At 67.7% G+C, this 20,444-nt stretch carries 21 protein-coding genes and 2 tRNA genes; 2 read left to right on the top strand and 21 right to left on the bottom strand.

Annotated elements, in window-relative coordinates; genetic code table 11:
* Positions 1-9 precede the first annotated feature (9 nt).
* From LDO27_RS03920 to LDO27_RS03960, 9 genes are all read right to left on the bottom strand, one after another.
* The gene (locus LDO27_RS03920) at positions 10-378 is read right to left on the bottom strand and encodes a hypothetical protein (protein WP_224039803.1); all 369 of its coding nucleotides are present in this window, start codon (positions 376-378) and stop codon (positions 10-12) included.
* 135 nt (positions 379-513) lie between these two features.
* Positions 514-1,440, bottom strand: coding sequence for a TyeA family type III secretion system gatekeeper subunit (locus tag LDO27_RS03925; protein WP_224039805.1), 927 nt, complete (start codon positions 1,438-1,440; stop codon positions 514-516).
* A gap of 152 nt (positions 1,441-1,592) precedes the next feature.
* Positions 1,593-2,297, bottom strand: a complete 705-nt coding sequence (locus tag LDO27_RS03930) for a FliH/SctL family protein (RefSeq protein WP_224039807.1) — start codon at positions 2,295-2,297, stop codon at positions 1,593-1,595.
* On the bottom strand, positions 2,294-2,911 hold the full coding sequence (locus LDO27_RS03935; protein WP_224039809.1) for a type III secretion system domain-containing protein: 618 nt from the start codon (positions 2,909-2,911) through the stop codon (positions 2,294-2,296). The genes LDO27_RS03930 and LDO27_RS03935 overlap by 4 nt, the downstream gene beginning before the upstream one ends.
* Positions 2,904-3,647, bottom strand: a complete 744-nt coding sequence (gene sctJ, locus LDO27_RS03940) for a type III secretion system inner membrane ring lipoprotein SctJ (protein ID WP_224039811.1) — start codon at positions 3,645-3,647, stop codon at positions 2,904-2,906. Before sctJ ends, LDO27_RS03935 begins: the two co-directional genes overlap by 8 nt.
* A complete protein-coding gene (gene sctI, locus LDO27_RS03945) occupies positions 3,644-3,976 on the bottom strand; it encodes a type III secretion system inner rod subunit SctI (RefSeq protein ID WP_222206859.1) in 333 nt (110 codons plus the stop codon). Before sctI ends, sctJ begins: the two co-directional genes overlap by 4 nt.
* A gap of 88 nt (positions 3,977-4,064) precedes the next feature.
* On the bottom strand, positions 4,065-4,346 hold the full coding sequence (locus LDO27_RS03950) for a DUF1039 domain-containing protein (RefSeq protein WP_224040796.1): 282 nt from the start codon (positions 4,344-4,346) through the stop codon (positions 4,065-4,067).
* Positions 4,347-4,351: 5 nt separating this feature from the next.
* Positions 4,352-4,570 carry an EscF/YscF/HrpA family type III secretion system needle major subunit gene (locus tag LDO27_RS03955; protein ID WP_222206863.1) on the bottom strand — a complete coding sequence of 73 codons (219 nt, stop codon included), beginning with the start codon at positions 4,568-4,570 and terminating at the stop codon, positions 4,352-4,354.
* 2 nt (positions 4,571-4,572) lie between these two features.
* The gene (locus tag LDO27_RS03960) at positions 4,573-5,304 is read right to left on the bottom strand and encodes a helix-turn-helix transcriptional regulator (protein WP_222206865.1); all 732 of its coding nucleotides are present in this window, start codon (positions 5,302-5,304) and stop codon (positions 4,573-4,575) included.
* Between the two features lie 730 nt (positions 5,305-6,034).
* Between LDO27_RS03960 and LDO27_RS03965 the strand changes: the two genes are divergently transcribed.
* On the top strand, positions 6,035-6,754 hold the full coding sequence (locus LDO27_RS03965) for a response regulator transcription factor (protein ID WP_222206867.1): 720 nt from the start codon (positions 6,035-6,037) through the stop codon (positions 6,752-6,754).
* A 384-nt stretch (positions 6,755-7,138) separates the two neighbouring features.
* On the top strand, positions 7,139-8,485 hold the full coding sequence (locus LDO27_RS03970; protein ID WP_224039813.1) for a sensor histidine kinase: 1,347 nt from the start codon (positions 7,139-7,141) through the stop codon (positions 8,483-8,485).
* Between the two features lie 62 nt (positions 8,486-8,547).
* Here LDO27_RS03970 and LDO27_RS03975 read toward each other — a convergent pair.
* The 12 genes from LDO27_RS03975 to LDO27_RS04030 form a co-directional block, all read right to left on the bottom strand.
* Positions 8,548-8,624, bottom strand: a tRNA-Arg gene (locus LDO27_RS03975).
* A 71-nt stretch (positions 8,625-8,695) separates the two neighbouring features.
* Positions 8,696-9,652: a hydrolase gene (locus LDO27_RS03980; protein ID WP_222206871.1), complete on the bottom strand. Its 957-nt coding sequence runs from the start codon at positions 9,650-9,652 to the stop codon at positions 8,696-8,698.
* Between the two features lie 187 nt (positions 9,653-9,839).
* A tRNA-Leu gene (locus tag LDO27_RS03985) sits at positions 9,840-9,926 on the bottom strand.
* A 112-nt stretch (positions 9,927-10,038) separates the two neighbouring features.
* Positions 10,039-11,310 (bottom strand): amidohydrolase family protein, encoded by a 1,272-nt coding sequence (locus tag LDO27_RS03990; protein ID WP_224039814.1) that lies wholly within the window; start codon positions 11,308-11,310, stop codon positions 10,039-10,041.
* A 33-nt stretch (positions 11,311-11,343) separates the two neighbouring features.
* The gene (locus LDO27_RS03995) at positions 11,344-12,294 is read right to left on the bottom strand and encodes an ABC transporter permease (protein ID WP_224039816.1); all 951 of its coding nucleotides are present in this window, start codon (positions 12,292-12,294) and stop codon (positions 11,344-11,346) included.
* Positions 12,294-13,367: an ABC transporter permease gene (locus tag LDO27_RS04000; protein ID WP_224039818.1), complete on the bottom strand. Its 1,074-nt coding sequence runs from the start codon at positions 13,365-13,367 to the stop codon at positions 12,294-12,296. Before LDO27_RS04000 ends, LDO27_RS03995 begins: the two co-directional genes overlap by 1 nt.
* On the bottom strand, positions 13,357-14,946 hold the full coding sequence (locus LDO27_RS04005) for an ABC transporter ATP-binding protein (RefSeq protein ID WP_224039820.1): 1,590 nt from the start codon (positions 14,944-14,946) through the stop codon (positions 13,357-13,359). The genes LDO27_RS04000 and LDO27_RS04005 overlap by 11 nt, the downstream gene beginning before the upstream one ends.
* Positions 14,947-15,075: 129 nt before the next feature.
* Positions 15,076-16,041, bottom strand: a complete 966-nt coding sequence (locus tag LDO27_RS04010; RefSeq protein ID WP_224040798.1) for a BMP family protein — start codon at positions 16,039-16,041, stop codon at positions 15,076-15,078.
* Between the two features lie 98 nt (positions 16,042-16,139).
* Positions 16,140-16,835, bottom strand: coding sequence for a TetR/AcrR family transcriptional regulator (locus LDO27_RS04015; protein WP_222206883.1), 696 nt, complete (start codon positions 16,833-16,835; stop codon positions 16,140-16,142).
* A gap of 54 nt (positions 16,836-16,889) precedes the next feature.
* Positions 16,890-17,594, bottom strand: a complete 705-nt coding sequence (upp, locus tag LDO27_RS04020; protein ID WP_224039822.1) for a uracil phosphoribosyltransferase — start codon at positions 17,592-17,594, stop codon at positions 16,890-16,892.
* A 57-nt stretch (positions 17,595-17,651) separates the two neighbouring features.
* Positions 17,652-18,977: a URC4/urg3 family protein gene (locus LDO27_RS04025; protein WP_224039824.1), complete on the bottom strand. Its 1,326-nt coding sequence runs from the start codon at positions 18,975-18,977 to the stop codon at positions 17,652-17,654.
* Positions 18,974-20,212, bottom strand: a complete 1,239-nt coding sequence (locus LDO27_RS04030) for a GTP cyclohydrolase II (protein WP_222206889.1) — start codon at positions 20,210-20,212, stop codon at positions 18,974-18,976. The genes LDO27_RS04025 and LDO27_RS04030 overlap by 4 nt, the downstream gene beginning before the upstream one ends.
* Positions 20,213-20,444 lie beyond the last annotated feature (232 nt).

A 20,444-nucleotide genomic window follows, 5' to 3' on the forward strand; every position in this document is an offset into this window, starting at 1 on the left:
CCTTCTCCTTCATGCGTCTTCCGCGGTGCAGGCCGACAGCAACCGGCGCTGCGCGCGGTGAACGCGATACCAAAGTTCCGCGCCGCTGCCCGGCGGCATGGCCGCCGATACCAGCACGCCCTCCTCGAGACTGCAGGCCCGCAGCGGCACGCCGCTCAACATGGCGGGCGACCAGCGCGACAGCACGGCAAGGACGGCCGCGTCCGCGTACGCCGGCTCGACCGCGGTCATGGCCGACAGCAGCACCCTGGCATCGCGCACTTCGACGAAGATGCGGATATCGCCATCCGCGATCTCGATATGCGGGTCGATCGTCACGGGCTTCACGTCCATCAGACGAAAGAGCTTCTCGAGATTGCGCTGCGTTCGAATATCCATTCCTGATCCTTGATCCGACTGCGGGGGACTACGCCGGCAAGCCACAGCCCTCGGGCGCGCCCTACGTGGACCGGCACCATCGTGCGCCGGGCCCTGGCAGCCCGACATCGGGCACTCACCTGAATTGGGGATCGACTACTGGCCGGGGGCGCCGGACGGCGTCTCCATGGGTGCCTCGTCCTCGCGCTCGCCGTACTCGGTCAGCGCCTCCACCATCTGGCGCCGCTGGTCTTCGTCGCGAAAGCAAGGATCCGGAAGCATCTTGACCAGGCCGGTGATGCCCCGCGCTAGCCGATAGGCCCGCGCGTCGCCGAGTCTCTGCTCGGCACAGTCCGCCGCGATCCAGTCGGCGTACAGCCATGCCTGGTCGATCAGCCGGATCAGGAAGCCCAGCACGGTATCCGCCTCGACGACCGGTTCACCAAGACCGCGGGCAATGCGGGCGCATTGCTCTTCGCAGCCGATGAACATCAGCAGCCGCTTCAGATCGCGCACCACCGCGGCCAGACGCGTGCCTTCGGCCGGGTCGTCGTCGCAGCCGGACAGCTCCGCACCCAGCGCCCGGATCAATACCTTGAGCTTGCGGCGACGCTGCGACACGCCGGTCAGCTTCTGGAAAAAGCTGGACAGGCCTTGCCTCACCACGTCGGTGCGCTGGTACAGGGCCTTGAGTTGCGCCATCTGTTCGCGGTCCATCGGCCCGAACTCGAGCCAGCCCAGCATTGCGAGCTCCCAGTCCGTGCCGTCGCCGATCAGCTCGCCAAGCGCGTCGTCGAGCCGGCTCCGCTTTCTGCCCGCACGGTGCTGTTGCGCCATCGCGGCCAGGAGCAGCGCGGACGCCGATGGATTCAGTGCCGCCTTGCCCATGGCCGACAACAGCTCGTCCACGTCCTCGATGTCGCCGAACTGCAGCATCAGTTGCTCCAGCCTGGAGTCCTTCTGCGACATCATTCCCTTGGCGAGCCGTCCGACCAGCGCACGCGCCATCAACGCCTCGTTGCGCCGCGCGCCGCGCAGCAGCGCATGCAGCTTTGGATTGACCCCGGCAGCGACTACCTGCATGTTGCGCGCGGCGTTCAACGCTCGCGCAGCCATGTCCATGGCCGAGCGGGCGGGATAGACCTGCTGCGGAACCCCGCGTGGCCCCGGTTGCGCGGGCGATGCGGGTGGGACCGGCCGGACCGGCGGCAGGCCAGGAGTCCAGCCCGTGCCGTCTACCATGGCTTGCATGCGACATCGTCGCCGGGTAAGGAAGGATCGCCTGCATCGGGCGGCTCGGCACGCTCGCCGATAGCCGCCAGCAGTTCGCGAAGATGGCGCTCAAGATCGATCCGAAGCTGTACGAATGGGCTGTCCAGCAGCGCCTGCCCCGGATGCAGGGAAGGGTCGAGGATCAGCTCGAAGCGAACATCGCGCGGCAGCCGGCCCGCTATGGCGTCGAACTCGGCGGGGCAGACACGCACTGTGAACATGCCATGCGCGGAAAGCTGCCTGATACGGGCTTCGATGCGCGCGGCCACCAACGCCGTTCGATCGGCCTGCCCGGCAAACTCGGCGACCGTCTCGCCGACCCAGGCGCGCAGCCGCTCCGCCATTCGCTCCGCCACGCTCGCCTCGAGCTCGCGCTCATTTACCAGCCAGGTGACCACGTCCCGGCAAGTCGCATCGTGGGCCGCTCGTGCCGCGGCTTCCGCCCGCGCCTCGCCCTCGATGCGGGCCGCCTCCAGCCGTTGCGCCGCGGCCTCGGCCAGTTCGGCGCGGCGGCGGCGGGCGCGGCGCAGCACGGCGGCGGCCCGGGCGCGCGCATGCTCGACCACGGCGGCCACACTGATGTACTGATCCAGTTGCCGCGCGGGGATGACCCCGCCCACGGGGATATCCCCGTGAACCCTGGTCACGACAATGCCAAACGGATTCATAGCAAACGCTCCAGCCGAAACAGCACCGGCAATGCCGGACCGTCCGGCAGCGGATCGGGCGGGACTTCCGGTGGGGAAAGGCGGATGGCCATGGCCTGCCAGACGGCGCTGGTCCGCATCGACGCATCCAGCCACGCTTGCCCAAGCCTGCGCATATCGTCCACGGCATGCTCGGGTTCCACGCTGGCCCACGGGCCGCGCGCGCATGGCATCAACGCCGCCAGTTGCTCGCAGCCGGACTCTCCCAACACGTCGGCGAAGTGCCGCCGAAAGGACCGCAGCAACAACAGATCGGGCTGCCGACGGGCGATCAGACCAAGCGCCACCAGCAGCGTGGGCAACCGCTCCTCAAGCCCGAGCAACCGGAGCTGCTGCTCGGTCAAGGCACCCGGCAGCGCCGCGCTGGGAAAGCCACGACGCTGCACGATCAGCGCATCCAGCGCGCGCCGGCATCCCGGATGGCGTTGGTAGTCGTCCCGCCATTGCCCCAGATCCAGGCGCCGCCACCAGTCCTCGTGCAGGAATTCTCCCGGCTGCCAGGCCAGTGCGTGCAAGCGATGGACGCCCGGACAAAGTACCGCGCCGGCGCCGGCCTCAGTCGCGGCGTCATGCATGCGACATGCCCCGGCGGCGAACCAGCCATGCCGCCAGACCAGCCAGCGTGCATAGCGCAAGCACCCCGCCGCCAACGGCGATCGCCGCCTGCCGCGGGCTGGCTTCGAGCCACCTGTGCCAGGCGGACGGCTCGGCCTCGACGGGCGCGGCCTCCTGATACCGGTAGTCGGCGGCCTGCATGACGACGCTGATCTGATCCGACGCGATATCCGGCACGCCATCGCGCACCAGGCTGCGGATCTGAACCTCGTAGGTACTCAGGTTGAACTGGGGTGAATACTTGATGAAGACTGCCGCCGAGGGCGTGCCGGTGGGCTTGCCGTTCTCGTCGGTCTTCTGCGCGATCGACACCTTGGCACTGATCACGCCGTCCATCGCGGAAATCATCCCTTCCAGCTGCTGCTCTTTGAGCAGCAACATCTTGGCGCGCTCCTGCGCGGGCGAGGTCACCAGCTGATTGGAGGGGAACAGGTCCTCCATGCCGAGACGCTTGTTCTGTGGGAACCCGTTTTGCCTCAGTACCTCCACCGCATTGATGAATTCGTCCTTCTCCACCCTCAGCGTCACCGTGCCGCCCTTCTCCACCACCTTCTCGGCCGGAATCTTTCGCAGCATCAGCAATGCCAGCATCTGGTTCGCGTCCGCCTCGCCAACATTCGAATAGAGCGTGATCTTGCAGCCCGCCAACGCGGCGGCGAGCACCAACGGCAGCCCGAATTTCAAAAGCGAATTCATTGCATCGATGTCAGTTTGTTGATCGCCTGCGACAGCACGCCGGTGACCTTTGCCAGCACGTCGACGTCCGTGCGCATTTCCAGCATTGCCCTCTGCACGCCCAGCATCTTCGCGGGGTCGCGCACATCGGCAGCGGACAGTACCTCCGCCTTCTTCGCCAGGACCGCCTCGGTTCGCTGCATGGATTCCACTGCGGCTTGCTCGGGTTTCGGCACGCTGGCCGACATGGCGGCCGCGAACGCGTCCACGTCGCCGGTCGATGGGGCCTTGACAGCCGGCTCCAGCCGGTCGATGGGCATCTGGGGAATCATGGACGGATCGATATTCATGACGGTTACCTTTCGAGTGGTTGCCTCCGCGCCGCGGAGGCAAGGATGTTTCGTGTCGTGCGGCGGCGTGGATTGCACCGGCGCGCGCTCAGCGGATAGGACGCGCGGTGGGCGCGGACCCGCGCTGAAGCGCGATCATGTGCGACAGGGTTCGCGCCAGGTCCGGACGGCAGCCAGGCAGGCACGCCGTCGCCTCGTGCAATTCGCCCAGCTGGAAATGGAGATAGGCGCGAGTGGCTTCGCGGTCCTCGACATCCTCGATCAGCAGGTCCAGGACATCGAGGAAGGTCCGCACCTCTTTGCGCAAGCGGTGATGCGCCGCGGCGAAGGCGAGTTCGGCGAGCAACTTCCTGGTATCGCGATCCAGCATCGCGCTCACATCTTCTGGAGAATGCTGGCGATCGAATCGTGGCTGAACTTGATCGCACCACTCTCGAACGAGACCAGGATGTTGAACGTCGCCATTTCGCGTTGCGCCTTCAGGTAGTCGGTCGGCTCGCCGGTCTGCGCGGCGAGCGCCATGGCCGCGAGCATGCTCTGGCCGGTACTCGCGACGTTGCCGTCCATCGAGTCGATGATTGCGTTGAAATTCATGATTACTGTTCCTTTCGTGGCTCGCCCACGCCGCCCTGATGCGATTGCCGCAGCAATCGCGGGCTTGCCTCATACCGCCGCCTGAAGCTGACACTGAAATGGGCATGGCTGTTGAAGCCACACTCCTGCGCGATGTCGGTAACCTTCATCGAAGTCAACAGCAACAGTTCCCGGGCACGCTGAAGACGCCGCTCCAGCAGCCAGTTCTTCGCCGACACGCCGAACTTCTCGTAGAAGAGAACGTTGAGCTTGCGCACCGGAATGCCGAGCGCCTTGGCGTACTGCGTGACCGGCCACGCGCTCATGCTGTTTTCCTCGATGAACTCGAAGAAGTCGCGGCTGCCGTCGATCAGGTGATGGAGCAGCCGCGAGAAATATTCGGGCTCGGTGCCCATGCAATAGACATACGCGAACCGGAGCATGGCGCGCGGCTCGACCGAGCCGAGATGGCGGATCACGTTGATGGTGTCCTCCGGCACGCTGACCTTCTTCACCGGCTGCCGCCAGAAGGGCGCGCCGCGCCGGTAGCGCCCGGCCAGGTCGTGCAGTTCCCTGTAGATTTCCTGGAAGTCTCCCGAATGGAAGATGTATGTGTCGATGCCTTCGCGAGCCGCGACTGCCGAAGCGTTGGCCCCGGTATAGACCAGGCTCCCACTTGGTATGTCGAACGTCTCACCATTGCACTCGATCCGACCGGATCGCCCAAAGACCATTAGCTTGACTGCCCCCATCATTCCCTCGAACGCTCGTGCTCAGTTGTTGCATCATTCCACCGCCCGAGCGCCCGTCCGATCAGGTGATGACCTGAAAGAACCGCCACTCAGGCTCCCAATGCCCCCGTACACCGAGAATCGTTTTCCGCCCTGCGGGCGACACACATCAAACCATCAACCACACGAAATTGGAGAAACTGAGAGGTTCTTCGAGGTTTTTCCCGAAAGTACAAAGCCGATTTCTATAACTTCTTTTTCGTTCGTGGAATTCGCCGATGAGAACGGTCCGCGATCCGTCATGACATGATGCTTTTTCCGTCTTGTTGCGCGTCGCATTCGCAGAACGGGATCGCACAGGGCGTTCGCCATGGCGCGTCGTGCCAGGAACGCATGGAGACGTCCGGATGCGATAGTCCGGCGACAGCGCGCGCCGTCTCACGCTCAAAAAAAAGTCCACCGAGGAGCGGTGGACCAAGCAGAGGCGGGACCCGGTGAACACATGGACCCGGGCGCGATTGTCTGCGGATCGTCGCGCGTAGATGTTCATAAAACATCACCGACTATCGTTCCGCTGCCATGTCGTTGCGCATTTCACTTCGCACGGCGACCGTTTGATGGATGCTCACTGGGGAATTCCCGAAGGTACTCGCACCCGCCTCGCGGTGCTTCCATGTGTAAGCTGGTAAATGGCGTGCACCCATAGGCGCCAGCCAAGGGCGGCGGTCTTACTTTTCCGGAGTTGCGAACCACCATGCGCATCCTGTTGATCGAGGACGATCTGCAGATTGGCAAGAGCCTGCTGCGCGCGCTGAAGGAGCACACCCAGTGCAGCGTCGACTGGGTGCGCGACGGCATGGCGGGACAGGAGGCGGTCAGGCAGGCGGCATACACCGTCATCCTGCTGGACCTCGGGCTGCCGCGTCTGGGCGGCATCGACCTGCTGCGCTCGCTGCGGGCGTCGGGCAACGAAACGCCGTTGCTGATCCTGACCGCGCACGACGATCTCGAGACGCGGGTACGGGGCCTCGACGCTGGCGCCGACGACTTCGTGCTCAAGCCGTTCGAAGTGCCCGAACTGCTCGCACGGGTCCGCGCCGTGCTCCGCCGCAAGGCGGGCTACGCCACGTCCAATCTCGGTGACGACACCATTTCGCTGAACCTGGAAACCCGGCGGCTGACCGTGGGCGGCCACGCCGAAACGCTGTCGGCGCGCGAGTTTTCGCTGATGCTCGCGCTGCTTGAGCGTCCGGGAACGATCCTGTCCCGCGCGCAATTGGAGCAGCGCATTTACGGCTGGGGCGAAGAGGTCGAGAGCAATGCGGTGGACGTACTGATCTATTCAGTCAGGAAGAAGTTCGGCGCGGCCGCGATCCGCAATGTGCGCGGCCTTGGCTGGACGGTGCTGCTGGGCAAGGAAGGCGCCACGGACAAGGAGCGTCCGCCCGGCAACGAGACGCAGACCGGAGCATGAACGGCGCGCGACGCGCGGCGGAAGATCGAAAACGACAGGGAGATCGAAACTAAGACAATTGCGGCGCAATCGGGCGGCTTATTCTTGCGCGACAAACCGAAAGCCATCGAGGATGCGCCGCGGTCGGCGCAATGTGCGGCTCGGCATCGCGCGGCGCCCGGAGTCGATCTCCATCGCTGCAACGGCCGGGCACAATGTGCCGGCGCCGCACGATGCCGGGCTTTCCACACGGCTCTCCCTATGCGCACGGACGCCCGGCAGCCGCCCTCGCGGCCAGTCAGTGAATCGCCCTCCCCTGCGCCCGCGCGCCATAGCGCGCACGACGCACCGCGTCCCTCCACCGCCACGCCAAAGCCATCGCCGGCGAACCGCTCCCTGAGCCTGATGCTGAGCCTCGCGCTCAGTATCGTGATCGCCGTCGTGGCCGTCGCGCATACTAGCTGGACCTATATGCTGGCGACCGACGAAATTCATGCGCTGCTGGACCGCCGGCTGGAGGACGTCGCCTCCCGCATCGGGGAGAATCTCCCCGGCACACTCGCCGCCCTGTCGTCGCACGGCGGCAACAGCGAAGGCCTTGTCGTGCACGTGTGGCTCGGCCGGGCCAGCGCGCCGGCCTGGAGCAGCGACCCGGCCGTCCGCTTCGACCGCGACACGCCGGAAGGGCTGACGACCTGGCGCGCCGGGCGGGAGCCCTGGCGGATCTTCACCATGCTCGGCGACGGATGGGTGGTCCAGGTGGGACAGCGCGAGGGACTGCGCCGGCGGATCGCGGCAGAGGCCGCGATGGTCGGCATCGCGCCCGCCCTGGTGATGATCCCGTTGTCGTGGCTCGCCATCTTCCTGATCGTGCGGCGGGCATTCCGGCGGATGGGCGAACTCGGCGAGCGCGCCAACCGGCTGGAGATCGGCCGCTTGGAAGCGTTGCCCACCGACGATGTGCCGCGGGAACTGCTGCCGCTCGTGCAGTCGATCAACCGGATGATTCGACGCCTGTCGTATGCCGTGGAGGCGGAGAAGACCTTTATCGCAGATGCCGCGCACGAACTGCGCAGCCCGCTCACCTCGCTGCAGATCCAGGCCGACAACCTGAAGCGCACGCTGACCGGCGCCGCGAGCCTCGAGCAGTTTGCGGCGCTGGAACAGGACATCTCGCGCAATGCGAGGATGATCGGGCAGTTGCTGCGGCTGGCGCGCGCCGACGCCCCGCTGGACGGCTTCCCCACGGAGGTCATCAACGTGCGGGACATGATTCCGCAGGTCATCGCCATCCACTTGCCGCGTGCCGCCGCGCATGGGATCGATCTCGGGGTCGAACAGCTGGAAGATCTGCCGGTAGGCGCGAGCCCCGCGGATCTGCGCGCGGCCATCAGCAACCTGGTCGACAACGCGATCCAGTACACGCCGGACGGCGGCACGGTGGACCTGCGCGCCTATCGGGCCGAGGGCTTCGCCTGCGTCGAGGTGCGCGACACCGGCCGGGGCATTTCCGAAGACGCGCTCCCCCGCGTGTTCGATCGCTTCTTTCGCGCGGATGGCGGCACGGTGGAGGGCAGCGGGCTGGGACTGGCCATCGTCAAGGCCATCGCGGAAAAGCACCGTGGAACGGTCAGCATTGCGAATCGCACCGACGTCGCGTCCGGCGTGGTCGCGCGTATCTGCATCCCGCTGTTCAGGCGGGACGGCGGGCGCGACACCACGGCGTCCGTGGCGCAGAAGCACGGCGGGTAGCCCGGCAGGGGCACCAACGAAAAAGGGCTTCCATTGCTGGAAGCCCTTTCTCTTGCTGAAGGTGGCGCGGCTGGCAGGATTCGAACCCACGACCCCTTGGTTCGTAGCCAAGTACTCTATCCAACTGAGCTACAGCCGCACGCGAGGGCGCAATTCTAACCCAGCGGCGTGGGAATGCAAGCATTTATTGCAACGGCCCGGCGACGCGCGCTACCAGTGATACCGCGCGCCGATCGTCGCGCCCGCATTCCGCCCGAGCTTGACCTTCATCCACAGCTTGACGCCGGCCTTTGTCGTGCCGTGCGCGCCGACGTTCAGCGCGAACAGGCCCTTCAGCTTCTCGGTATCGATACGCGTGCCGATCACGTCGATGGTCTGGCTGCGGCTGACCTGGAACCAGCTTGCCTCGACAAACGGATAGATGCCCGCGGTGCGGCTCGGTTGCGATCCGTACAGGCGCAGTGCAACCCCGGTCCCACCAGGCTGGCGCGGCACCGTGCCCGGCTGGGGAGCCGGCAGGCCGGCCTCGTTGGGGCGATAGGCCAGTTCGACACGCGGCTGCACCGTGACGCCGCTGCCGGCCAGCACAGTGTCGAGCGCGACGGCAACACTCTGCATGCGGCTGTCGGCGATGGCCGCCACGGGCGTCGCGTCGTCGATGTGCAAGTGCAAGCTTGCGTATAACGGCCGCATGGGGTCGGGCTCCACGGCTGCCGAGGCTGTGGCAGAGGCAGGCGTTGGAATCGGGGCGTCGCGAAAGGCGTCGGCGGCGACCGAGAGTGGTGGCAGCGAGAAGCCCTCCGCCTGCCCAATATCGACGGGCGCTGCTGCGTCGGAAGCGCTGGACGTCGCGTCCGACAGCGACGTTGACAGGGAAGACGGTGAAGACGATGAAGACGGTGAGGACCGGGGGGATGAGAGGAATGTGCGGGGCGGGGACACCATCGCGATCAGTTCGCCGCCGAGCGGGCTGTCCCAGGCGGAGCCCGACTGTGCGCCGGGCGATCGCTCTTCCGCCTGCGCCGCCCCGCCGAGCAGCACCGCCAGCACCGAACAGCATTGGAGCGACTGGCATCGGCCGGCATGACGGCCGTTCAAGCAAGCACATGCTGGCACGCCGGGCGCGCCATCCTCCCTCTCGCGTGACACTGACTGCAGCATCGTCATGGCAGCACCTCGAGCTTTTTGTTGCGGGGGCCCGATTTGCTTGCAGCATAGTGCAAAGGCAGCGCCGCCGTTAGGCCGCGGGGAGCGCGATTCGCGATGGAGACGCAGGTCCGTTGCGCCGGGGCAGCAATCCACCGACGCAAAAAGAAAAGGCCGCTGCGTTTGCAGCGGCCTTTGCCTTTTAACCTGGTGCCCAAGAGAGGACTCGAACCTCCACAGTGTTGCCACCGCTAGGACCTGAACCTAGTGCGTCTACCAATTTCGCCACCTGGGCTTCGTTCGCTGCGTTGTTACTGCTGCGATGCGAAGAACGAGATTATGCAAAGACAGAAGCGCCTCGTCAACCCCCTTCAACGAAAAAATTCATGTCGCGCGGGCCACTTCATTTAAATTCTGAAATCGACCCGGTCCGGCCGGCCTTCCAGCCGTAGCGTCGCGGCGCTGGCGGGCGTGGTGGCGACGACCTTGCCGGCGCGCAATACCAGCAGCCGGGTGGCCCGCAGCCGGATGGCCTCGACCGGATCGCGCGCCTGGAGCAGGACGAGGTCGGCCCGGCAGCCCGGCGCGAGCCCGTACCCTTCGAGGCCCAGAATAGCCGCGGGCACGTCGGTCACCGCGGCGAAGCAGGCCCGCATGGCCTCCTGGGCAGTCATCTGGGCGACGTGCAGCCCCATATGGGCCACCTCCAGCATGTCGCCCGAACCGAGTCCGTACCAGGGGTCCATCACGCAGTCGTGGCCGAAAGCGACCGGCACCCCGGCGGCCATCAGCTCCGGTACGCGCGTCATGCCGCGCCGCTTCGGGTAGGTGTCGTGCCGGCCCTGCAGCGTGATGTTGATCAGCGGATTGGCGATGGCCGCCACGCCGGCCTCGCGTATCAGCGGGATCAGCTTGGACACGTAGTAGTTGTCCATCGAGTGCATCGACGTCAGGTGCGAGCCGGCCACCCTGCCCTGCATGCCCAGCCGCACGCTCTGGCTGGCGAGCGACTCGATATGGCGCGACATCGGATCGTCCGTCTCGTCGCAATGCATGTCCACGCGCAGGCCGCGCTCGCTCGCCAGCTCGCACAGGATGCGCACGGACTCGGCGCCGTCCGCCATCGTGCGTTCGAAGTGTGGAATGCCCCCTACCACGTCGACGCCCATGTCCAGCGCGCGCTTGAGATTGTCCAGCGCGCCGGGCGAGCGCAGCACGCCGTCCTGCGGAAACGCGACCAGCTGCAGATCGAGGTAGGGCTTGACCCGCTCGCGCACGTGCAGCAGCGCTTCGGTGGCGAGCAGGCGCGGATCGCAGACGTCCACGTGCGAGCGGATCGCCAGCAGGCCGCGCGCGACGGCCCAGTCGCAGTAGGCCAGCGCGCGCTCGACGATGGCGTCCTGCACCAGCGTGGGCTTGAGCTCGCCCCACAGGGCGATGCCCTCGAGCAGCGTGCCGGACTGGTTCACGCGCGGCAGGCCGTACGACAGCGTCGAGTCCATATGGAAATGCGCGTCGACGAACGGCGCGGTGACCAACTGGCCGGCCGCGTCGATCTGCTCGGCCGCCTCGCCGGCCAGTGCGGGCTGCACCGCCGCGATCCGGCCGCCGGCGATGCCGATGTCGATATCGGTGCGGCCGTCGGGAAGGGTGCAATGGCGAAGGATGAGATCGAACATGGGGATACGGTTCAGAGAGATCGAAGTCCGGGATCAGCGCTCGCCCTTGCGGTAGGGCTTCATCAGCGCCTGGGGATAGGTGGCGCGGCGCGCGACCAGCACCAGCGCAAGGATCGACAGCACGTACGGCAGCATCAGATAGACCTGGTAGGGTAGCACCGGCATGCCCGGCAAGGCCGCGCCACCCTGCTGCAGCCGCAGCTGCAGCGCGTCGAAGGCGGCGAACAGCAGCGCGCCGACAAGGGCCCGGCCCGGCCGCCACGAGGCGAAAACCACCAGCGCCACGCAGATCCAGCCACGGCCGTTGATCATGTTGAAGAAAAAGGCGTTGAAGGCCGACAGCGTCAGGAAGGCGCCGCCCACGGCCATCAGCGCGGAACCGGCCATCACGGCGCCGATGCGCACCGCGCCCACGCGGATGCCCTGCCCTTCGGCCGCGGCCGGGTTTTCGCCGACCATCCGCAACGCCAGCCCGAGCGGCGTGCGGTACAGCACCCACGCGATGGCCGGCACCAGCACGAGCGCCAGCACGGTCAGCGCGGTCTGCGCGGACAGCACCGGCCCGACCACCGGCAGGGACTCCCATCCGGCCAGCGGGGCGAACGGCGTGATGGTGGGCGGCGAAGAGACCGAAGCGAAGGCCAGCCGATAGCCGTAGTAGGACAGGCTGGTCGCCAGCATGGTCAGCCCGAGACCGGCGACGTGCTGCGACAGCGCGAGCGATACGGTCAGCCAGCCATGCAGCAGGCCGAAGGCCAGGCCCGCGCCGGCCGCGACGGCGACCCCGCCCCACAGCGGCATGCCGTGATAGACGGCGAACCAGCCGCAGAAGGCGCCGGCCACCATGATGCCCTCGATGCCTAGGTTCAGCACGCCGGCGCGCTCGCACAGCAGCACGCCCAGCGTGCCGAACAGCAGCGGCGTGGCGACGCGCAGGGTGGCGACCCAGAATGGCGTCGATGCGATCAGATCGATCAGCTCCATCACGCGGCCCTCCGCGCGGTATCCAGGCGCAGCCGGTAGCGCGTCAGCATGGTGGCGACCAGCATCGACAGCAGCGCGACCGCGACGATGACATCCGCGATCGTATTGGGTACCCCGACCGCCCGGCTCATGCCGTCTGCGCCGACCAGCACACCGGCCACGAACACCGATGCCACCACCACGCCTAGCGGGTGCAGGCCCGCCAGCATGGCGATGACCACGCCCGCGTAGCCGTAGCCGGGTGAGATATCGAGCGTGAGGTAGCCCGTGCGGCCCGCCACTTCGACCACGCCGGCCAGGCCGGCCAGCGCGCCGGACAGCAGCGCCGCCAGCACGGTGACGCGGGCCACCGGCATGCCGGCGAAAGCGGCCGCGCGCGCGTTGGCGCCCACCGCCCGCATCCGCAGTCCGAACACCGTGAAGCGGTTGACGACCCACAGCACCAGCGCCAGCGCGCAGGCGGCCAACAGGCCGGTATGCACGCGGGAGCGCTCCATCAGGCGCGACAGTTCGAGCTCGGGCGGCAAGGCCACCGACTGCGGCCAGCCCATCGCCATCGGGTCCTTCATCGGCCCGTCCAGCATCATCGATACGAACAGCAGCACGATGAAGTTGGCCAGCAGCGTGGTGACGACCTCGTCCACGCCGAGCCGCGTCTTCAGCAGGGCCGGTCCCAGCAGCAGCAAGGCACCGGCCAGCGCCCCCGCCGCCACCATCAGGGCGAACCACAGCGGCGGCGGCAGTCCCTGCGCCCACGGCGCGGCGCCGATCGCGACCGCGGCCAGCGCGCCGAGATACAGCTGCCCTTCCGCGCCGATATTGAACAGCCGCGTGCGGAAGGCCACCGAGACCGCGAGCCCGGTGAGGATCAGCGGCGTGGCGCGCGTCAGCGTCTCGGACCAGGCGAAGCGCGATCCGAAGCCGCCCTCCAGCAGCAGCAGATAGGCGCGGCCCACCGGCGCGCCGGCGGCCATGACCAGCAGGGCGCAGACCAGCATGGTGAGCGCCACGGCGCCGAACGGTGCGCCGATCTGCGCGAGGCGGGACGGGGTGGTACGGGCTTCAAGCCGCATCGCACGCCTCCTCGCCCACGTGCGCGGACCCGCGCGCGGCCGAGCCGGCCATGGCCATGCCCAGTTCGGCCAGAGTCCATTCGGATGCGGGACGCGCGACCGTCAGGCGACCATCGTGCATCACGGCGATGCGGTCGGAGAGGGCGCGCAGCTCGTCCAGATCGTCCGAGATCAGCAGCGCCGCGGCGCCCTGCTCCGTGGCCGCCAGCAACTGGCCGTGGACGTAGGCGACCGCGCCGATATCCAGGCCCCAGGTGGGCTGGTTGGCGACCACCAGCCACGGTGGCCCGGCCTCGCCGCGCACCGACAGCGCGCGGCCGAGAATGAGTTTCTGCATGTTACCGCCTGAAAGGGCACGCGTCGGCGCATCGATGCCGCCCCCGCGCACGTCGAAGCGCCGGATAAGGTCCGCGGCGAAGCGGAACGCCGCCGCGCGGCGGATCCATCCCCAGCGCGAGAATGCCGGAGCTCCCAGTTGTTCGATGATGGCGTTCTCCCAGATGGCCAGGTCGCCGACCGCGCCCACCGCGTGCCGGTCCTCCGGCACGCGTGCGACGCCGGCCGCCACCCAGGCGGCGGGCCGCGCCGGCATCGTGCGGCCGGCGAGCCTGACGCTGCCGGTGTCGGCGCCCAGCGTGCCGCTCATCAGTCCGGCCAGCGCAAGCTGGCCATTCCCCGCGACCCCCGCGATGCCGACGATCTCGCCGGCATGCAGGCGCAGCGAGACGTCGCGCAGCCCGGCGCCCCGGCCTGCGCGCGCATGCACGCTGACGTGCTCCAGCTCAGCTACCACGGCCGCCTCGGCAACCATCGCGTTGATCGCGCCCGCGGCCGGCTGCCGCGCCGGCATGGCGACCGCGCGGCCGACCATCAATTCCGCCAGCTCAGCCTTGTCGGTCTGCGCGGCGGGCCGCGTGGCCACGAGCCGGCCCCCGCGCAGCACGGCGATGCGGTGCGACACGCGCAATACCTCGTCGAGCTTGTGGCTGATGAAGACGACCGACAGACCTTCGGCAATCATCTGCCGCAAGGTGTCGAACAGCCCCTGCGCTTCCTGGGGCGTCAGCACCGCCGTGGGCTCGTCCAGGATCAGCACGCGCGCGCCGCGATACAGCGCCTTGATGATCTCCACGCGCTGCCGCTCGCCGACAGACAGGTCCGCCACGCGCGCCTGAGGCCGGATATCGAGCCCGAAGCGCCGCGCCAGCGCCGCCACCTTGTCCCGCGCGGCGCGATACCCCAGGCCCGCCTGCCACAGCGGCCGCGTGCCGATGACGATGTTCTCGAGCACCGTGAGGTTGTCGGCCAGCGTGAAGTGCTGGTGCACCATGCCGATACCAGCGGCAAGCGCCGCACGCGGCTGGCCCGGCGGCAGCGCCTTGCCGTCGACCTCGACGGTGCCGGCATCGGCCACGTAGTGCCCGAACAGGATGCTGACCAGCGTGCTCTTGCCGGCGCCGTTCTCGCCCAGCAGCGCAAGCACTTCGCCGCGCTGCAGTTCGAGAGAGATATCGTCGTTGGCGACCAGCGTGCCGAAGCGCTTGGTGATGTGGGAAAGCCGAAGTACAGGTGAAGTCATGGAGATGTGCGCCCCTCTCCCGCAAGCGGGAGAGGGGCGGGGTTGAGGGTGAACGCGCGTCATGCCGCGGACGTCGCGGCCGTGGTAGCACCACGCGGCGTCAGCGTGCCCGTCATGCCAGAAGCAGCGCTACGGCGTCGACTTGGGCTCCGTCTCCACCACCTTGACCGCGAACTTGCCATCGAGAATGGCCTTCTCCTTGGCCTTGACGCGCGCCATCAGCTCCGCCGGCACCTTGCCCTCGAAGGTGCCGATGGGCGCAAGCTCGGCGCCCTTGTGCTTCATCAGCGAATACGCGCCGTAGTCCTCGCTCTTGAATTGCCCGCCCTTGACCTTGCCCAGCGCCGCGGCGATGGTCGGCTCCATGTGCCACAGCGCGGAGGCGACCACGGTGGCCGGATACTGCGGCTGCGTGTTGACGACGTTGCCGATCGCGAGCTTGCCCCGCTCCTTGGCTGCATCCGACACGCCGAAGCGCTCCGCGTACAGCACGTCGGCGCCCTTGTCGATCATCGCGAACGCCGCTTCCTTGGCCTTGGGCGGATCGAACCAGGAGCCGATAAAGCTCACCGTGAACTTCACCTTCGGATTGACCTCGCGCGCGCCTTCCATGAACGCGTGCATCAGCCGGTTGACCTCCGGAATCGCATAGCCGCCCACCATGCCGATATGGTTGGTCTTCGTCATGCCGCCGGCGATCATGCCGGTCAGGTACGACGGCTCCTGGATGTAGTTGTCGAACACCGAGAAGTTGGGTGCCTGCGGCTTGCCGGACGAGCCCATCAGGAAAGCGGTCTTGGGATAGTCGCGCGCGACCTTGCGTGCGGCCGATTCCACCGCGAACGACTCGCCGACGATCAGCGCCGATCCCTGCTCGGCATACTGCCGCAGCACGCGTTCGTAGTCGGCGTTGGACACGCTCTCCGAGAACGCGTAGTCGATCTCGCCCCGCGCCTTCGCCTCGTTCAGCGCCTTGTGGATGCGCGAGACCCACTGCTGCTCCACCGGCACCGTGTACACCGCAGCCACCTTCAGCTTTGCCTGCGCATACGCCTGCGGCACGCCGCCCAGCGCCGCCGCGCCGGTGGCGAGCATCAGCGCGGCGAACTTCACCAGGGTACGGCGCTTGCCTTCGCCGGCCGCGTTGCAGGCGCACCGCTCACTTTCAGACTTCATCAGAGACTCTCCCGTTGTCAATTTGGTTTGGCCTTCGCCAGCCGCGGCAGCGGCAGCAACCCGCAGCCGCGCAGCAACAGCGCGACCAGATGCTCGGTCGCGCGCTCGTAGTCGCGCCGCCCGAGCTGGCTCACGCCCAGCACGGCGCAGATCTGCGATTCGAAATCCGCATAGGTCTGGGTCGCGGCCCAGATCGTGAAGAACAGATGACTGGGATCGACCTCGGCCATCTGCCCGCTATCGATCCACATGCGGATCACGCCGGCCTTGCGCAGCACCAGCGCGCGCAGCGCATCGCGCAGGATGTCGCCGATCTCCGGGGCGCCATGCAGCAGCTCGTTGGCGAACACGCGCGACGCATCGGGATGGCTCGCGGACAGCCGCATCTTGGCGCGGATGTACTGCTCCAGCGCCGCCTGCGGGGTCTGGTCGGCGCTGATGATGTCGGTCTCCGACAGCCACAGGTCCAGCGTGTTGGCGAGCACGGCGCGGTACAGCGCCTGCTTGGTGCGAAAGTAGTAGTGCAGGTTGGACTTCGGCACGCCGGCGCGCACCGCGATGTCCGCCATCGTCGCGCCCGCGAAGCCGGCACGGGCGAACACGTGCTCGGCCGCACGCATGATGCGGGCCTCGTTCTCCTGGCGTATCCGCCCGCCTACCGCCTCGCGCACGAGGCTCGGGCGGGGACGGGCAACGGGCGTCAGCGCGTCCATTCCATCAGCGTCCGGTCGGGGAGTCGGATACTGGCGTTGACGGCGGCCGGCACGCTAGCGCGTGCCATACAGGCGGTCCCCTGCGTCGCCGAGACCGGGCACGATATAGCCGTGCTCGTTGAGCTTCTCGTCGATCGCCGCGGTCACGATGGCCACGTCCGGATGGGCGGCCTGCAGCGCCATCAAACCCGGGCGCGAGGCGATCAGGCAGACGTACTTGAGCGCGCTCACGCCCGCCTCCTTCAAGCGGTTCAGCGCCGCGATGGCCGAATTGCCAGTGGCCAGCATCGGGTCGACCACGATCACCAGCCGCTCCTGGATATCCTCCGGCATCTTGAAGTAGTACTCGATGGGCTCGAGCGTCTCGGGATCGCGGTACAGGCCGATATGGCCGACCCGGGCTGCGGGGAGCAGGTCCAGCATGCCGTCGAGGAAGCCGTTGCCGGCGCGCAGGATCGACACCAGGCACAGCTTCTTGCCCGAGAGGACCGGCGACTGCATCGGCGCGATCGGCGTCTTGATGGCGATCGTCTCCATCGCCAGGTCCCGCGTCGCCTCGTAGGTCAGCAGCTGGCTGATTTCGCGCACCAGCCGGCGGAAGTTGTCGGTGGTGGTGTCTTCGCTGCGCACCAGCGTGACCTTGTGCTGCACCAGCGGATGATCCACCACCATGAGCGACGGGGCTGCGGCCGGCATCGCGGGCATCGCACCGGACGCCTGCGTGGGCGCGGCCGCCGAAACTGCGGAAAGGTCGTTCATGGTGGCCCTCCTTGGGGCGATCGGTGGGAAAGGATGCGCTGCGATGCCGCGTGATACTCAGAACACGGTGCCGTCGCTGTCGATGGCAAAGGGCGGCGCGCCACCCGGCCGGCGCTTGGCCGCGATGCGCCGCCCGGCCGCCCACGTCCCGCCTTCGAGCACCCGCGCCAGGGGGAACGCCTCGGCTTTCAGGCCGAGAGCCTCGCGCACGGCCGTCGCCACCAGGTCCAGGCCGGTGACGGTCAGCGCGCGCCATTCCACGATGGCGGGTTCGTCAACGGTATGGGCCACCTGCACGAACGTGGCATCGCGCGGCACCATCACCTCGAAGTCGAACAGCAGGCCGCCGTTGCGGTACTCCGGCAGGCCGGTCAGCACGTCCAGGCCCGTCACGGTCAGGCCCGCGTCCTCCAGCGGCTCGAGCAGCGAGTAGGTCAGCCACTGCGTCAGCTTGTGGAACGGCACCAGCCCGTCGGGACTGGCGTCGTGCCGCCAGCAGTCGCCCAGCGATACGCCGTCGATCGATACCCTGCCCGGCCATACCGGGCCCAGCGCGACCAGCAGCGTGCGCAGCACGAAGGCGGCCTCGATGCGACCGTCGGGCGCGTGCGCCTTCAGGTAGTCGTACAGATTGCCCAGCCGGGCCGGCGCACCGAAGACGGCCGGCGTGGCCGCGGCCACCTCGCCCAGGCGGCGCAGCAATTGCGCCCGCCCCTCCAGGCCGACCAGCGGATTGTGCTGCGCCACCTGGAACGCGGTGGCGATGGTCGATGCATCGATCTGCGCGAGCCGGTCGGCGTCGGCCCGCAACGGCTCGCCCGGCACGGCGGAAAAGCCGCCGCGCGCGAACAGGTCGAAGCTCGCCACGCCCAGACCCTCCGAGCGCGTGAGGGTGAGGTCGCTGGCCGGATCGCGATAGCGCCAGTCCGCACCGGCGCCGGCGTCCAGCAGCACGCTGGGGATCACCAGGTCGATGCCGATGCGCGCGCGCTCCTCGTTCTGATCGTCGCCCGTCATGCCGGCCCGCTCGCAAAGGATGGCCCAGCGGTCGACCAGCTCGCCCGGCACGCCGCTTTCGAAATGCCGCCAGCGGCTGTGGTAGGGCACGTCCAGCTTCCGGTAGCGCTGCTTGATGGTGGCCGCCACGTAGTCGGCCACGGCGGCGATGCGGTCGGGATGCCAGGTGAACAACGCGGATTCCCCGCTGCCCACGAATTCGGTCACCGCGGCGCAGCGCGAGCGCACCGCCTCCGCGGTCAGCAGCGGCGCAGCCGGATGTTCCCGCGGCACCGGTGTATGCCAACCCGCTTCGGCGCCCTCCGTCCTGGCGGGCCGCCGCGCCTCGTCGTCGCCGGCAGCGCCCGCGTCGTATGTCTCGTTCATTCGTCCAGTCCCCTCCCCTTGGCCACGGCCAGATCGGTGGCATCCGGGGGTGTGAAATGCGTGAAGTAGCCGGCGGCGACCTTGGCGTCGATCTCCACCCTCGCGTCGGCCGGAATCAGGGCATCGGGAATGGCGACCTGCTCCACCACCTCGATACCCTGCGCGGTCAGCGCGCCATGTTTCATATTGCTCATCGACGCCCAGCGGTCGATGCGGCGAATGCCGAGCCAGTGGAAGACGTCGGGCATCAGTTCCTGGAAGCGCATGTCCTGCACGCCTGCCACGCATTCGGTCCGCTCGAAGTAGGTCTCCGCCCGGTCGCCGCCGACCTGGCGCTTGCGCGCGTTGTAGACCAGGAACTTGGTGACCTCGCCCAGCGCCCGCCCTTCCTTGCGGTTGTAGACCACCAGGCCGACGCCGCCCTCCTGGGCCATCTCGATGCAGACCTCGATGCCGTGCGCGAGATAGGGGCGACAGGTACAGATGTCGGAGCCGAACACGTCCGAGCCGTTGCACTCGTCGTGGACGCGGCATGCCACGCGCGTCTCGGGCTTGCCGAGCTGGCTGACATCGCCGAAGAAATACAGCGTCATGCCGCCGATCGGCGGCAGGAAGACCTTCAGGTCCGGCCGCGTCACCAGTTCGGGAAACATGCCGCTGGTCTGCTCGAACAGGCTGCGGCGCAGCACGCTTTCCTTGATATTGAAGCGGCGGGCCATGCCGGGCAGATACCAGACCGGATCGATCGCCGCCTTCGTCACGCGGACGTCGCCGTTGGAGAACAGGATCCTGCCGTCCGGCTTGAGCCGGCCCGCGGCGATGGCGGCGACCAGCTCGGGCATGTTGATATGGGCCCGCGTGATCGCGATGGTCGGGCGGATGTCCACACCGGCCGCGATGCGGTCGGCAAATACAGTCGATACCAGATGGCCCCAGGGGTCCAGCGAGACGATCCTGTCCGGGTCGGCCCATTGGGGATGGGGCCCGATGGATTCTGCCGGCGCGGTATTGGTCAGGTCCGGCCGATGATCGCGCTGCAAGGCGCCCGAGGCCACGGCGAGCGCGCGATACACCGCGTAGGCGCCGGCGTGCGTACCGATGACGTTGCGATGCGCGGGATTGCCGAGGCTGGCGATCACCGGCCCGCGTTCTGCGGCGGTGGCCGCGCCCCACTGGATCGGCTCGGCAGGCTTGTCGCGCCGGGCATGCGACGTCAGGACGATGTGATCGGACATGGGAGCCTCGAACAGGAATCCTGACCAAATGGTCAGGTTTATATCCCATGGTAGGCAACGATCGTGCCACGGAAAAATGCGCGTTTTCCCACCCGTTTCGGGACCGCAACACTGCTCCGCCCAGGTGAACTGCACGACACCGGTGCAACGTCGCGCGCCCGGCCGCACCGCGACGGCTACCCTCGCACCACGGCAAGGCGCACCCCACCAAATTCATGTGGACAGCGTCAAC

Source organism: Cupriavidus respiraculi, assembly GCF_914271545.1.
Lineage (GTDB): Bacteria > Pseudomonadota > Gammaproteobacteria > Burkholderiales > Burkholderiaceae > Cupriavidus > Cupriavidus respiraculi.